Here is a 14,320-nt window from a genome sequence, read left to right as displayed (position 1 = left end):
ATGCGAAAATACTTCTGGGGCGTGCTCGCGCTGGCGGCGGTCGGTCTCTACTTCTCCGTCCGGCTGCTCCTCGACGACCTCCCCAACGCGCATCTCGACCTCGAGGTGTACCGCTACGGCGTCCAGGCGTGGTGGCACGACCAGGACATGTACGGCCAGTTGCCCCCGGTCGCCAACGGCGCGAGCCTGCCGTTCGTGTACCCGCCGTTCTCCATCCTGATCCTCGGGCCGCTCGCGATCCTGCCGTGGACGGCCGCGATCGCGACGCTCTACACGATCAACATCGGGTGCCTCGGCATCACGCTGTACCTGGTCGCCAGGCGGGTGTGGGCCAAGCTCGACCGGCGCGGCGGGATCATGGTCACCGCGGTCGCGCTGCCCATCGCGCTGTTCTTCGAGCCGGTCAACGACACCTTCGAGTTCGGCCAGGTCAGCCTCATCATGATGGCCGTGATCGCGATCGACTGCCTCGCGGGCCGCACGGTGTGGCCGCGGGGCTTCGGCATCGGCCTGTGCGCCGCGATCAAGCTGACCCCCGCCGCGTTCCTGCTCTACTTCCTCGTCCGCAAGGACTACAAGGCCGCGGTCACCGCGGGCGTCACCTGGCTGGTGGCCAGCGCGGTCGGGTTCGGCGTGGACTGGACGGCGTCGATCCGGTACTGGTTTCAGGGCGGCTCGGCCGCCGCCGGGGTCAGCGGCACCGCGTTCAAGACGAACCAGACGATCGAAGCGGTGCTCGTCCGCACGGGGATGCCCGAAGGCGTGGCGAAGGCGCTGTGGCTGCTCCTCGCGGCGGCCCTGCTCGTACTGGTGGCACTGGCGATGCGGAACTCGGAGCCGGTGCTGGCGCTGATGGCGAACGCGGGTCTCGGCCTGCTGGTGTCGCCGACGTCGTGGTCGCACTACTTCGTCTGGGTGGTGCCGACCGTGCTGGTGATGGCCGGGTACCTCGGCAGGCGGTGGTCGACGAGGTCGCCGAGCTTCGCCGGCTGGCTCGTCGCGGGGCTGGCCACCGTCGCGGTGTTCTACCTCGCGCCGTTCCACGCGCTGCCGGACACCGAATTCCCGGTGGTGACGCAGCTGTGGTCGATCAAGGACCAGGTCCTCACCGCGTCGTACGTGCTCGTCGGCGTCCCGCTGCTGATCGCCTACGCGATCCCGCGCCTGCGTGCCAAGCGCGCCGAGGGGCCGGCGCCGGTCAAGCCCGAAGCCGAGCCCGTCGACGCTGCCAGTCCGTGACGGCGCCGAGGCCGGCGTCCAGTTCCTCGGAGAGCAGCGCCGCCTGCTGATGTGCCAGCTCGGCGCCCAGCAGTTCGGCGGGCCGCGCGCTGCCGGTGAACGCGCGCAACGCGTCCCATGGCGTGCTGGCCAAAGCGCCGACCGGCGTGCCTTCGCGCGGCACCGCCAGGCCGTCTTCGATCCCGGCGCGGCCCGCTGCCAGCAGCGCGGCCACGACGAGGTGCGGCTGCGCGTCGGCGCCGGCGAACCGGAACTCCAGCCGCGCCGAGTCGCCACGTCCGGCCAGCCGGACCGCGGCGGTCCGGTCGTCGGTGCCCCAGCGCAGCTCGCTCGGCGAGAACGGCGCGGTCCGCAGCCGCACGTAGGAGTTCCAGGTCGGCGCCCAGATCGGGGTCAGCACGGAGGCGTCGCGCAGCACGCCGCCGAGGAAGTGCCCCAGCGCACCCGTCATCCCGGCCGGGCCGTCCGCTGTGGACAGTGAGAGGTGCACGTGGCACGAGCTGCCCTGCCCCGGCTCCGGTGCCGCGAGGTACCGCGCTTCGACGCCGTGGCGCGCGGCGGCCGTGCGCACGAGGTGTTGCAGCAGCATCGCGTCGTCGCACGCGGCCAGCGCGTCGCGGTGCCGCAGCACCAGCTCGTACTGGCCGGGATGGCATTCGGCGCGCGCGGACTCCAGGCCGAGACCGGCGCCGTCCACGTCGGCGCGAAGCTCGCGAACCAGGGGCGCGAGCTTTTCGGTGCCACCGAGCGCGTAGTCGACGCCGTACCCGGTCATCGGCGCGCCGTCGGCGCCGGTGAACACGACCTCGTGCTCGATGCCGACCGAGGGCACGAGGCCGACCTCTTCGAGCGCCCGCAGCTGCGCGGACAGCACCTGCCTCGGCGCGACGGCGACCGGCTCCCCGCTCGGCCATTCGGCGTCGCACACCACCGCGGCCGTCCCGTTCGGCAGCTCGGTCAGCGACGCGAAATCCGGCCGGAGCCGCAGATCGCCGTACCGGTCGACATAGCGCCGCAGCGATTCGTCCACTGTGGACAACGCGGTGCGCTCGGGGCTCCAGCAGAAGACGTAGGTGCAGAGCCCGTAACCGTGCTCGCGCACCTCGTCGGCGACGAAGCCCGCGTCCAGCTCGACGGCGGCGAACCGCGCGTGCGGGTCCGGCACGAGCAGCAGCAGGCGACCTTCCGGCGGGCTGAACGGGCGGCGTTCGGCGAGCGCGCGGGGCCCCAGCGGGTGGCGGGAGGTCACCACGCGCCGCCGGGGTCCGGCGCGTGCAGCGGGTTCGGCACGGTGCCCCAGCGGACGTCGAACTCGTCGTCCCGCTCCACCTTGTCGAACCCCTTGCCTGCCAGGTGTTCGCGGTTCAGGGTCACCCGCTCGACCTCGGGCGCGAACAGGCGGCACGCGTCGAACCGCGCGGACAGGTCCTGGTTCTCGTCGCGGAACCGCGTCACCACCTCGCGCACGAGCGCCCAGAACCGGCCGCGCGGCAGGCCGAGGTCGTCGAGCAGGATCTCCGCCCAGAACCGCAGCTGCCCGGAGAACACCGAGCTGAACAGCGACTGCGCCAGCAGGTGAGCGGGCCAGCGCAGCATCTCGGCGGAGGCTTCCGGCGCCATCGACCAGTAGCAGTCGAGGTCCTCGTCGAGGAGGTCGACGCCCTGCGCGAAGTCCTTGATCGCCACCCGCAGCGGCACCCCCGACGAGTCGACGACCAGCACCAGGTTCTGGCCGTGCGGGCAGAACCCGACGCCGTAGCGCAGCAGCCAGCGCAGCAACGGCGTGAGCAGCAGGTCGACCACCCGCCCGCACCAGTCCTCCGCGCCGAGCCCCGAGCGGCCGATCAGCTCGGCCAGCACCGACTCGCCATCGGGGCCGCGGTAGGGCAGCGCGGCGAAGGACAGCGCCTGCTCCCCGTCGGCGATGCGGGCCAGCAGCGGCTCGCGCCACAACGCGCCCAGCGTTTCGTGGAACCGGTACGGCAGCTCTTCGAGCGCGCCGAACACCGGGTGCCGGACCGACACGCTCGCCACCTCGCCGAGCAGTTCGAACCGGTATTCCTTGGACAGCACCGGATCGGCCGCGTCGATGGCCTTGAGCCACGCGGTGATCGCGGGCCCGGCCAGCGTCGCGGCCGAGTTGAGGCCGCGGTAGACGAGCGTGTTGCGCACCGAGACGGCCGTCTTCACGTCGCGGCGCTGCGGCCTGCCGACGTTCGCCAGCGTCCGGACCGTCTGATGTGGACGGTAGTGGTCCCAGCCGGGCCCGAGGTCGATCAGCGCACCGGTGGCGAGCTCCCCCGCGTACAGCGTGCCCACGATTTCGTCGGCCTGCCACGGGTGCACCGGGACCAGGAGGTACTCGGCCGGGTCGGCGCCCGCGTCGGAGATCACCTCGGTGAACTCGGCGCGCTGCTCGTCGTCGAGCTCGTCGGCCAGTAATTCCTCCGCGCTGAGCCCGTCGACGCAGCGGAACTGGGCGTGGTCGCGGTGCACCGCGAACCACCGCAGCACCACGTCGGCACCGGCCTCCGGCGAGTACCGCTCCCGGTCGGCGGCGGAGAACCCGATCCTGCCCTTGTTCAGCACCAGCCTCGGATGCCCGGTGAGGTACCCGTCGGCCAGGTTGTAGTCCATAGTGGACAGCCGGGCCGCGGTCGGCGCGGCGGCGATCCTGGTGGCCTCGTTGGTCACGGTGGCGGTCAGCTCCGCGAGCACGTCGGCGAGGCGGAGCCCGCCGAGCCCGAGCACCGCCCGCGCGTCCACGAGGAGCGCGCGCGGGTCTTCGGCGGACTCGGGCGCATTGTCACCGGCCGCCCTGGTCGCGCTGCCCGCGGCGACGCACCACGAATCGAACGCGCCGCGGCGGGCGCGGAACTCGTACCGCACGTCGCCCGGCAGCGTCAGCCGCCACGGCCGGTGCCCGTCGCCTCCGGGTTCGCCCGCGGCCTCGGGCTCCAGGAGGCGTTCGTAGGACAGCTCCCCCAGCATCTTGTGCACCACCAGCGATCCGGCCGCGCGCCACGCTTCGGCCGATCCGATCGCGTCTTCCGCGGTGCCGGTCAGGTTGCTGGTCACTGGTCCTCCGTGGGTAGGCCGAACGTGGTGAACGCGGTCCGGTCGGGAAGGGGATAGGCGGTGCGGCCGGTGACCGCGTTGACGATCGACGCCGCGCGCCACGCGCCGAGACCGAGATCCGGTGTCCCGACCCCGTGCGTGTGCCGCTCGGCGTTCTGCACGTACACCGCGCCGGGGATCTTCTCCGGCAGGCGCAGCCGGTAGCCGCGGTCCACCTCGAGCGGCACGGCCGGGTCGACGCCGAGCGGGGCGAGCAGCTCGTCGAGCGGCGTGTCCCGGTACCCGGTCGCGGCGACGACGGCGTCCACTTCGAGCGCGGTTTCGGTGCCCTGCTGGACGTGCCGCACCTCCAGTTCGACCCCGCCGGCCGTCCGGCGCGCCGAAACGACCTCGACGCCGGGCGTGAGCGTCACCGGTGGCCAGGCCCCGCCGATCCCCCGTTCGTACAGCGCGCCGTGGATCTGCGAGAGCGTCTCGGCGTCGACACCCTTGTACAACTGCCATTGCACCGGCAGGAGCCGTTCGCGGGTCTGTTCGCCGAGGCCGTGGAAGTACGTCGTGTAGTCCGGGGTGAACTGTTCGAGACCGAGCTTGGAGTACTCCATCGGGGCGAACGCCCGCGTCCTCGCCAGCCAGCCCAGTCCGTCCACTGTGGAGCGGTGCTGGAGCTGGTCGAGGAACACCTCGGCGCCGGACTGCCCCGACCCCACCACGAGCACCCGGCGCGTCGTGAGCAGCCGATCGCGCGCACCGAGGTAGGACGCCGAGTGCACGACGGGCGCGTCCGGGCCGGACGCCAGTTCCCGCAGTGGTTCCGGCAGGTGCGGCACCGTGCCGACGCCGAGCACCACCGAGCGGGCGAGCACCGGGTCGCGGTCGGCGAAGCGCAGCTCGAAGGCGTCCCCCGACCAGGCGACCGAACGGACCTCGGCACCGAACTCGCAGCTCGGCAACCGCTTGCTGGCCCAGCGCGCGTAGTCGTCGTACTCGGCGCGCGGGATGTGGAACCGTTCGGCGAAGTAGAACGGGAACAACCGCCCGTGCTCGCGCAGGTAGTTGAGGAACGACAACGGGTTCGTCGGATCGGCGAGCGAGACGAGGTCCGCGAGGAACGGCACCTGCAGCGTGGTGCCGGGCAGCAGCAGGCCGGGATGCCAGCGGAACTCGGGGCGCCGGTCGAAGAACGCGGCCCGCAGCCCCGGCACGGGACGCGCGAGTGCGGCGAGCGACAGGTTGAACGGCCCGATCCCGATACCGGCTAGGTCCAACGGCGTCACGAACCGACCGTACTCTGTCCCGCGCGGACCCCGGCCTCCCGGACCGGCACCGCGGCCGCGACCACGTCGAGCAGCGGCGCGTAGTCCGCGGGCGTCGCGCTCGGGTGCAGCAGGGTCAGCTTGAGCCACAACCGTTCCGGGCCGCCCGCGCGCGGTGGCAATGTCGCCCGGCCGATGACCGCGGTGCCCGCTTCGAGCAGCGCCCTGCGGACCCCGGCGACGAGCTCGTCACCCGCGCCCGCGTCGAGGTGGTCGGCGGCGACCGGCCGGAAGAGCACGGTGGACAGCGTCGGCGCCCCCCACAGGCGCAGCGCGGGATGCTCGCCGATCGCGGCCGCCACGGCCGCCGCGGTGTCCCGGCAGTGCGCGACCAGCGCCCCCATCCCGTCGGTGCCGAGCGCGCGCAGGGTGACCGCCATCCGGAACGCGTCCGGCCGCCGCGACGTGCGGATCGACCTGCCGAGCAGGTCCGGCAGCCCGGCCTCGGTGTCGTCGTCGGCGTTGAGGTACTCGGCGCGGACGGTCAGCGCGGACAGGTCCGCCGCTTCGCGCGCCACGAACAGACCGGCGGAAATCGGCTGCCAGCCGAACTTGTGCATGTCGAGCGCGATCGAATCCGCGCGGTCGAGCCCGTCGAGCAGGTGCCGGAGCGCGGGCGAACACAACGCCATCCCGCCGTAGGCGGCGTCGACGTGCAGGCGCGCGCCGCGGGCGCGGCACACTTCGGCGACCGCGGGCAGCGGGTCGATCTCACCGGTGTTCGTGGTGCCCGCCGTCGCCACCACCACGGCGGGGCCCGGCAGACCGGCCAGCGCGGTGTCGAGCGCGCCGGGCAGCAGGCGATCGCCAGCGCAGTCCACCACGACCGGCGCCGGCAGCCCGAGCAGCCACGCCGCTCGCGCGACGCTGTGGTGCGCGTTGCGGCCGCAGACCGGCACGACGCCGGGCTCCCGTTCGCGCGCCAGCAGCAGTCCCAGCATGTTCGACTCGGTGCCGCCGGTGGTCACCACGGCGTCCGGGGCGGCGGCGCCGGGGTAGCAGAGCGCGGCGATCCCGCCCGCGAACTCGCGCTCGATCTCACTGGCCGCCGGTGCCTGGTCCCACGAATCCATCGACGGGTTGACCGCGCTCGCCACGACGTCCGCCGCGACCGCGACCGCGAGCGGCGGGCAGTGCAGGTGCGCGGCGCACCACGTCTCGGCGGGGTCGACCGAACCCGCGGCGAGGAGCCTGCTGAGCCCTTCGAGCGCGCGCGTGGCCCCGACGCCTTCCCGAGGCAGCAACGGCGCGTCCGCGGCGGCCAGGCTCGCCGCGACCGTGGCCGGGCCGCCCGCGGGGGCAGGCCCTCCCCGCTCGGCCGTTCCGTCGGCGAAAGCGCGCAGTGCCACCGGAATCAGCTCGGCGAGCCGTCGGTGCCCTTCGGCCCCACCTGCGAGCGACCCTGCCTCGGGCGTCGAATCAGCCACATATGCTCCTTAGGTTTGCCTACCCTCAGCAACAATACGGAGACCGGCGGCGCCGCTGTCGGCGGGCCTCCAGCTCGTCCATTGAGCCTGCTTGCGCCACATACCGTTGTCCATCACCGGCAAGGCCGAACTTCCGTGGCCGTGCGTTAATAATAGAGTTTGACTTATATAAGCGCTGGCTTTACTGTCGGTTTCGTCCGCCGACGACGAAAGAGATGCTCATGATCGATTTGATCGACCAGATCGCCAAGGCCCGGCGCGAGCTCGGCACCCGGGGCGACGCCCGCACGGTCCTGCTTCGCCGCACCTACGACGCCACCCCGGAGGACGTGTGGGACGCCTGCACGAAACCCGAACGGCTCGCCCGCTGGCTCGGGCCGGTGGAGGGCGATCTCCGGCTCGGCGGCCGCTTCCAGGTCGAAGGCAACGCGGGCGGCGAGATCCTGCGCTGCGACGCGCCGAACCTGCTCGCGGTGTCGTGGGTGTTCGGCGAGAACCCGGCCACCAACACCTCCGAGGTCGTGGTGACCCTGTCTCCCGCATCCGGCGGGACCACGGAGTTCCAGCTCGAACACGTCGCGGTCGACGTCGATCCCGAGCACTGGGCGAAGTTCGGCCCCGGCGCGGTCGGCATCGGCTGGGACCTCAGCCTGCTCGGGCTCGCCGCGCACCTGGCGAAGGAAGAAAGCACGCTGGCGCCCGAGGAGCTGTTGCAGACACCGGAAGCGCTCGAGTTCATCAAGCGCAGCGGGCACGCTTGGGGCGCCGCGCACGAAGCCGCGGGCGCGAGCCCCGAAGAAGCGGCCGGCGCGAGGGACCGCACCGTCGCCGTCTACACCGGAGCCGAATAGCCCCGCATGCCCTGAAGGCCACCTTCGGGGACGCTGACGCCACTTTTCCGCCCCTCGCGGGCGTGCGGAGCGGGCTGCCCATGCGCTGAAGGATGCTTCTCGTGGTCAAGGCGAGGTCCGCTACGCATTCCCCGAAGGGGCCTTCGGGAATCTGATGCCGCGAAGGGCACCTTCAGGACGTGGGGCCGCCGCGCTCCGCGCTGTGAGGGCCGGGAATGCGGCGTTGGATGCCCTGAAGGCGCCCTTGCGGGCAGGTGCTGGGATTTCGCAGCTCACGCCTCTACCTCGCTGCCCCGAAGGGGCCCTTGAGGGAATCTGACGCCGCGAAGGCGTCCTTCAGGGCATGGGCGTGGCCGGGTCGCGCGCCCGCGAAGGCCGAGGATGTGGCGTCAGAGTCCCTCAAGGCGCCCATCAGGGCATGGCAGGATCCCGCCGGGGCAGCAGCATGACCGTGCCGTACACCGCCGAGGCGTCCTCCAGGAATGCACTGGACTTCCCAAGCTCACACCGCTTCCCCCGCCCGCACCTATGCCCCGAAGGGGCCCTTGAGGGAACCTGACGCCGCGAAGGGCACCTTCAGGGCATGAGCGCCACCGCGCCGCGCGCGGTGAGGGCCGCGAATCCGGCCTTCGTGGGATCCGATGGCACCGAGGCCATGCCCCGAAGGCGTCCTTCAGGGAATCCACCGCCGCAGATCTTCCCTTCACTCGGTTCACACCCAGCCCACCATGCCCTGAAGGTGACCTTCAGGGGCGTCGGCACCTCCCGCGCGGGGCTACCGGCGTGGTGCGAGGCCCCGCACCTGCTCGAACGGGTCGCCGCCGGTGGGCAGCACGCTGATCACCGGCGTGTCCAGTCCGCTGTCCACATAGGACTGGACGCGCTCGCGGCATTCGTCGAGCGAGCCGTGCACCACCAGATCGTCGACCACCTCGTCCGGGATGACGGTGTTCGCGCGCTGCCGGTCGCCCGCGGCCCACGCCTCGTGCATCGGGGCGAGCGCGTCGCCGCGGCCGAGCCAGTCGTGGAACTTCGCGTACACCGGCACGGTCAGGTAGCTGCTGATCAGCATGCGGCCGAGCCCGCGGGCGGCGTCGGCGTCCTCGGTGGGGCAGACGAAAATCCTGGCGACCAGTTCGACGTCCTCGCCGATCTCCGCGCGCACCTTCGGCACGTCGGCGGGGGCGAGCCAGTTCGTGATCGCCCCGTCCGCCTCCTTCGCGGCGAGGCGCAGCATCCCCGGCCGCAGTGCGGCCAGCATGATCGACGGCGGCGGGTCCGGCGGCCGCTCCAGCCGGAACTTGCTGACCGAGAACGTCCGGTACTCCTCGCTCACCTTCTCCCCCGCCAGCGCCGCGCGCAGGAAGCGCAGCGTGTCGCGGGAACGGCCGAACGGGTCGGCGAACTCGGCGGCGTTCCAGTTCTGCACGATCACCGGCGACGACGCGCCGATGCCGAGCACGAACCGGCCCGGTGCCGCCTCGGCGAGCGTCGCCGCGCTCATCGCGAGCAGGCCGGGACCGCGCGTGTAGACGGGCACGATCGCGGTGCCCAGCCGCAGGCTCGGCGCCCACTGCGACGCCAGCAGCAGCGGCGAAAACGCGTCCGTGCCCGCGGTTTCCGCCGACCACGCGTCGGTGTACCCGAGATCGGGAAGCTGTTCGATGAGCTCGCGGTGCGCCGCGAGCGGCACCCCGGTGAGCGGGATGGTCAGACCCCACCGTGCCACGTGTTCCTCCTGCCGTCCTGCCGGGCTCCTCAGCCCAGTTCCCGTTTGAGCCAGCCGATCTGCACCCGCATCAGGTTCTCCGCGACCTCTTCCGCCTGCGGGGTCATGTGCGTCGCGCCCGCGAGCGGGAGGAACGTGTGCGGCCGCCCCGCGCCGAGCAGCGCGCCGGAAAGCCGGAGGGAATGCGCGACGAACACGTTGTCGTCGGCGAGCCCGTGCACGATCAGCAGCGCGCGCTCGAGCCCCGGCGCGTCGGCGATCAGCGAGTTGCGGCGGTAGTCGTCGGGGTCCTCGGCCGGGGTGCCGAGGTACCGCTCGGTGTAGTGGGTGTCGTAGAGGGACCAGTCGGTCACCGGCGCGCCCGCGACGGCCGCGTGGAACACGTCCGGCCGCCGCAGCACGGCGAGCGCGGACAGGTACCCGCCGTAGGACCAGCCCCGGATCGCCACCCTGCCGAGGTCGAGATCGGGGTACCGCTCCGCGGCCGCGTGCAGCGCGTCCACCTGGTCCTCGAGCGTGACCGACGCGAGTTCCCTGCTGATTTCCCGTTCCCACGCCGCCCCGCGCCCTGGCGTGCCCCTGCCGTCCGCGACGAGCACCGCGAACCCCTGGTCGGCGAGCCACTGCGGGGTGAGGAAGGCGTTGCGGCTGGCCAGCACGCGCTGCGCGTGCGGGCCGCCGTAGGGGTCGAGCAGCACCGGCAGCTTCGTGCCGGGCCGGTGGCCGTGCGGGAAGAGGAGCGCGGCCCGCAGCCCGCGTTGGCCGAGGGTGAGCAGCACCGGCTCGGGCACGAGTTCCGGGTCGACTGTGTGCGACGCGATCGCGGCGACCGGTTCACCGTCGCGGAGCACGGACACTTCGGGGCCGCTGTGCGCGAGGCTCCACGACGAAAGCACCGTCACCGCGGCGGATCCCGATCCGATGTGCACACCATCCACTGTGGACACACGACGGACGCCGCCGCCCGGCTCGGTGCGGTAGACGTGGATCTGCGACGGGTCCTCTTCGGACCCGCTGAACAGGGTCTGCGCGCCCACGTTCAGGACCGACCGCACCTGCAGGCCCGGCGGGCTGACCGGCTCGCCGTCGATCACCAGCCGGTAGTCGCCGTCGGCGGAGCTGACGCGGACCAGCCTGCCGTCCGGTGTCCACGCGGGCACCCCGGTCACGATTTCGATCCACCGCGGATCGGTCTCGGTGTGCAGGGTCTTCGTGCCGCCGTCGGCGGGGTCGACCTCGACGACGTCCATCCGGCGCTGGTCGCGGGACTGCACGGCGAGCAGCGGGTTCCCGCCTGCCGACCAGTGCACCGCCGCGACGTACTCCCAGTCGCCCGCCCGCACGTCCACCCGTTTCCCGTCGAGACCGACGAAAGCCAGTGACACCTTGACGTTCGCCTCGCCCGCGGCCGGGTAGGCGACGACGTTCGCCTGCTTCGCCGGGTTCGCCGGGTCGGCGATCGTCCACTTCGGAACGCCGGCGCGGTCGCTTCGCTCGACGAGCACGCTCTGCCCGTCCGGCGCCCACCAGTAGCCCCGTGCCCTGCTCATCTCCTCCGCGGCGATGAACTCGGCGAGTCCCCACGCGATGTCTTCACCGTCCTCGGTGACCAGTTCGCGGTCCGCGTCACCGTCCAGTTCGACCACGCGCAGCCTGCGGTCCCGCACGTACGCCACGTGGGTGCCGGCCGGGTTCGGGCGCGGGTCGACCGCACCCGTCGCCCCGTCGAGCAGCGCCGCGATCTCCCCGGTCACCAGGTCGACCGTGTGCAGCCTGCCGGACAGCGAGAACGCGGCGACGCGGAAGCCGTCGTCGACCGCGTACCCGACGACGCCGCCGGAGGTCTCCCTCGCCCGTTCGCGGCGGGCGCGCTCCTCGGCCGGCAACTCCTCTTCGCCCGGCAGTAGCTCGGCGGCGTCCACCAGTTTCTTCTCCGCGCCCGTGGCGAGGTCGAGCGCCCACAGGCTGTTGCGCGGGTCGGTGCCGGATTCCGCGCGCTGGAACAGCACGCGCGAACCGTCCGGGGCGACCTGGAAGTTCTTGGGCGCGCCGAGCGTGAACCGCTGGGTGCGTGCCTGGAGCCGGAGGAAGGAGTCGCGGTCGGTCACACCCCGCACTCTTTCAGACGATCACGCACCGGCGCCAACATCACCCGAGTTTCGCCAGCTCCGTGTCCACGTCGAACTCCGGCTGCGGGAACCGGGGCGCCATCTCGGCGAGCGTTTCGGTGAGCAGTTTCGCCACCGCCCAGTTGCGGTACCACTTGCGGTCCGCGGGCACCACGTACCACGGGGCGTGCCCGGTCGAGGTCCGGCGCAGCACGTCGCGGTAGGCCCGCTGGTAGTCGTCCCATTTGGACCGCGCGTCGAGATCGGCCGAGCTGTACTTCCAGCGCTTCGACGGCGTGGTCAGCCTCGCCCGCAGGCGGCGGAGCTGCTCCTCCGGCGAGATGTGCAGGAACACCTTGACGATCGTGGTGCCCGACTCGGCGACCTCCCGTTCGAAGGCGTTGATCTCGGCGTAGCGGCGGCGCCATTCAGTGGCGGGCACCAGCTTCTCGATCCTCGGCACGAGGATGTCCTCGTAGTGCGAGCGGTCGAACACCCCGATCTGGCCCGGCTCCGGCAGCCGCTTGCGCACGCGCCACAGGTAGTGGTGGCGCCGCTCGGCCTGCGTCGGCTTCTTGAAGCCCGCGTACCGCACGCCCATCGGGTTCACCAGCCCCAGCACGTGGCCGACCGTGCCACCCTTGCCCGAGGTGTCCATGCCCTGCAGCACCAGCAGCACGCTCCGGCCGCCGCCGTCGGCGCCCTCCGCGTACAGGGCCTCCTGCAGCTCGTCGAGCCGCTCACCGGCGGCCGTCAGCTTCTTCCGCGCCTTGGCCTTCTGCTCCGGCCCGATCGGCGACGAACCGGGATCGGGCCAGGTGTCCCCCGCCTTCAGCGCGTCGCGCACCGCACGCTTGCCCATGGCTGTCCTCCCTGCGGTCGTCACCGTTCGTAGCCGACGATAACCGCCCCGGCGGCGCGGGGCCGGACTTGCCGGCGTGCCGTGCCGTCCCGGCACAACGAAACGTCGCCCGATGGCATGAAACCCGCAACGAACAACGGTCCCAAGCAACGTTCACCGGATGAAATCCACTCCTGCCTGGCCTTAGCCTGAACGTATGACTGTGCACGCCGAGAAGGTCGCCACCGGCACTGACGAGTTCATCGCGCTCGACGAGCAGTGGGGCGCGCACAACTACCACCCGCTGCCGGTCGTGCTCGCCGAGGCGGACGGCGCGTGGGTGACCGACGTCGACGGGAACCGCTACCTCGACTTCCTCTCCGGCTACTCGGCGCTCAACTTCGGGCACCGCCACCCCGATCTGATCGCCGCCGCGCAGGCGCAGCTCGGCAGGGTGACGCTGACCTCGCGCGCGTTCCACCACGACCAGATGGGCCCGTTCTGCCGCGAGCTGGCGGAACTGACCGGCACCGAGATGGTGCTGCCGATGAACTCCGGCGCCGAGGCCGTCGAGTCCGCGGTGAAGATCGCGCGCAAATGGGCCTACCAGGTCAAGGGCGTGCCCGACGGCACCGCCGAGATCGTGGTCGCCGGGTCGAACTTCCACGGCCGCACCACCACGATCGTGTCCTTCTCCACCGACGAAACCGCGCGCGCCGACTTCGGCCCGTTCACCCCGGGTTTCGTCACGGTGCCCTACGGCGACGCGGCCGCGCTCGCCGCCGCCATCACCGAGCGGACCGCCGCGGTGCTGCTCGAGCCGATCCAGGGCGAGGCGGGGGTGATCGTGCCGCCGCCGGGCTACCTCGCCGAAGCACGGCGCCGGTGCGACGACGCGGGCGCGCTGCTGATCGCCGACGAGATCCAGTCCGGGCTGGCGCGCACCGGCAAGCTGCTGGCGCTCGACCACGAAAACGTGCGGGCGGACCTGTACACGCTGGGCAAGGCGCTCGGCGGCGGCATCATGCCGGTCTCCGCCGTCGTCGGCAGCCGCGACGTCCTCGGTGTGCTGCGCCCCGGCGAACACGGCTCCACCTTCGGCGGCAACCCGCTCGCCTGCGCTGTCGGCCGCGCCGTCGTCGCGCTGCTGAAGACCGGCGAATTCCAGCAGCGCTCGGCCGAACTCGGCGAGCGCCTGCACACCCGGCTCGGCGGACTGATCGGCAACGGCCTGTCCGCGGTGCGCGGGCGCGGGCTGTGGGCCGGGATCGACATCGCCCCCGGCGGCCCCAGCGGCCGCGAAGCCTCGCGGGCACTGGCCGCGCGCGGCGTGCTGTGCAAGGAAACCCACGACCACACCCTGCGCATCGCCCCGCCGCTGGTGATCAGCGCCGAGGACCTCGACCGCGGCATCGACGCCATCACCGAGGTCGTCACCCGCTGAACCGAGCGGAGGGCCGCGAACGTTCCCTCGCGTACCGGGTGGCCGCCTGGAAATGCCGTGAAGGCGTCCTTCGGGGACGTAGCTGCCCCGAAGGACGCCTTCGGGGACCTGAGCGCCCAAGCTGACCGTGCGGAGCGATTGTTCATTCTCTGAAGGGCACCTTCAAGGATCCAATGCCGCGAAGGGCATGTGTTCACTTGGGCACCATTCAGTTTTCGAAAGTTGTGGCTGTTCAGGAGCCTTTCTGTCCGATGTCGGTCGCGTTCGGCTCCGTGCGGCCAAATCAC

10 protein-coding genes are annotated in these 14,320 nt (G+C 72.0%); 3 read left to right on the top strand and 7 right to left on the bottom strand.

The features are described 5' to 3' along the window. On the top strand, nucleotides 1-1,239 hold the full coding sequence (locus ABD256_RS05510) for a glycosyltransferase family 87 protein (RefSeq protein WP_344414101.1): 1,239 nt from the start codon (nucleotides 1-3) through the stop codon (nucleotides 1,237-1,239). Here the strand turns inward: ABD256_RS05510 and ABD256_RS05505 are convergent. The 4 genes from ABD256_RS05505 to ABD256_RS05490 form a co-directional block, all read right to left on the bottom strand. Next, nucleotides 1,199-2,491 carry a type I glutamate--ammonia ligase gene (locus ABD256_RS05505; RefSeq protein WP_425546381.1) on the bottom strand — a complete coding sequence of 431 codons (1,293 nt, stop codon included), beginning with the start codon at nucleotides 2,489-2,491 and terminating at the stop codon, nucleotides 1,199-1,201. The genes ABD256_RS05510 and ABD256_RS05505 overlap by 41 nt on opposite strands. Further along, on the bottom strand, nucleotides 2,485-4,230 hold the full coding sequence (locus ABD256_RS05500; protein WP_344414217.1) for an IucA/IucC family protein: 1,746 nt from the start codon (nucleotides 4,228-4,230) through the stop codon (nucleotides 2,485-2,487). Before ABD256_RS05500 ends, ABD256_RS05505 begins: the two co-directional genes overlap by 7 nt. An 83-nt stretch (nucleotides 4,231-4,313) precedes the next feature. After that, the gene (locus ABD256_RS05495; protein ID WP_344414099.1) at nucleotides 4,314-5,594 is read right to left on the bottom strand and encodes a lysine N(6)-hydroxylase/L-ornithine N(5)-oxygenase family protein; all 1,281 of its coding nucleotides are present in this window, start codon (nucleotides 5,592-5,594) and stop codon (nucleotides 4,314-4,316) included. After that, a complete protein-coding gene (locus ABD256_RS05490) occupies nucleotides 5,591-7,060 on the bottom strand; it encodes a pyridoxal phosphate-dependent decarboxylase family protein (RefSeq protein WP_344414097.1) in 1,470 nt (489 codons plus the stop codon). The genes ABD256_RS05495 and ABD256_RS05490 overlap by 4 nt, the downstream gene beginning before the upstream one ends. A 221-nt stretch (nucleotides 7,061-7,281) precedes the next feature. On the opposite strand from ABD256_RS05490, the gene ABD256_RS05485 reads away from it, so the two are divergent. Then, the gene (locus tag ABD256_RS05485; RefSeq protein WP_344414095.1) at nucleotides 7,282-7,911 is read left to right on the top strand and encodes an SRPBCC family protein; all 630 of its coding nucleotides are present in this window, start codon (nucleotides 7,282-7,284) and stop codon (nucleotides 7,909-7,911) included. 775 nt (nucleotides 7,912-8,686) lie between these two features. On the opposite strand, the gene ABD256_RS05480 is transcribed toward ABD256_RS05485, so the two are convergent. The 3 genes from ABD256_RS05480 to ABD256_RS05470 are packed head-to-tail and all read right to left on the bottom strand — an operon-like array spanning nucleotide 8,687 to nucleotide 12,610. After that, complete coding sequence (locus tag ABD256_RS05480) at nucleotides 8,687-9,640, bottom strand: LLM class F420-dependent oxidoreductase (protein WP_344414093.1); 954 nt, start codon at nucleotides 9,638-9,640, stop codon at nucleotides 8,687-8,689. Nucleotides 9,641-9,669: 29 nt separating this feature from the next. Further along, nucleotides 9,670-11,748, bottom strand: a complete 2,079-nt coding sequence (locus ABD256_RS05475; RefSeq protein WP_344414091.1) for a S9 family peptidase — start codon at nucleotides 11,746-11,748, stop codon at nucleotides 9,670-9,672. 40 nt (nucleotides 11,749-11,788) lie between these two features. Next, a complete protein-coding gene (locus ABD256_RS05470) occupies nucleotides 11,789-12,610 on the bottom strand; it encodes a PPK2 family polyphosphate kinase (protein WP_344414089.1) in 822 nt (273 codons plus the stop codon). A gap of 196 nt (nucleotides 12,611-12,806) precedes the next feature. Here ABD256_RS05470 and rocD point away from each other — a divergent pair, with 196 nt between their 5' ends. After that, on the top strand, nucleotides 12,807-14,033 hold the full coding sequence (gene rocD, locus ABD256_RS05465) for an ornithine--oxo-acid transaminase (protein ID WP_344414087.1): 1,227 nt from the start codon (nucleotides 12,807-12,809) through the stop codon (nucleotides 14,031-14,033). Nucleotides 14,034-14,320: the final 287 nt, after the last annotated feature.

The organism is Amycolatopsis minnesotensis (genome assembly GCF_039529815.1).
GTDB classification, from domain to species: Bacteria; Actinomycetota; Actinomycetes; order Mycobacteriales; family Pseudonocardiaceae; genus Amycolatopsis; species Amycolatopsis minnesotensis.
The sequence above is the reverse complement of the archived record's forward strand: the minus strand, read 5'-3'. Positions and strand labels throughout refer to the sequence as shown.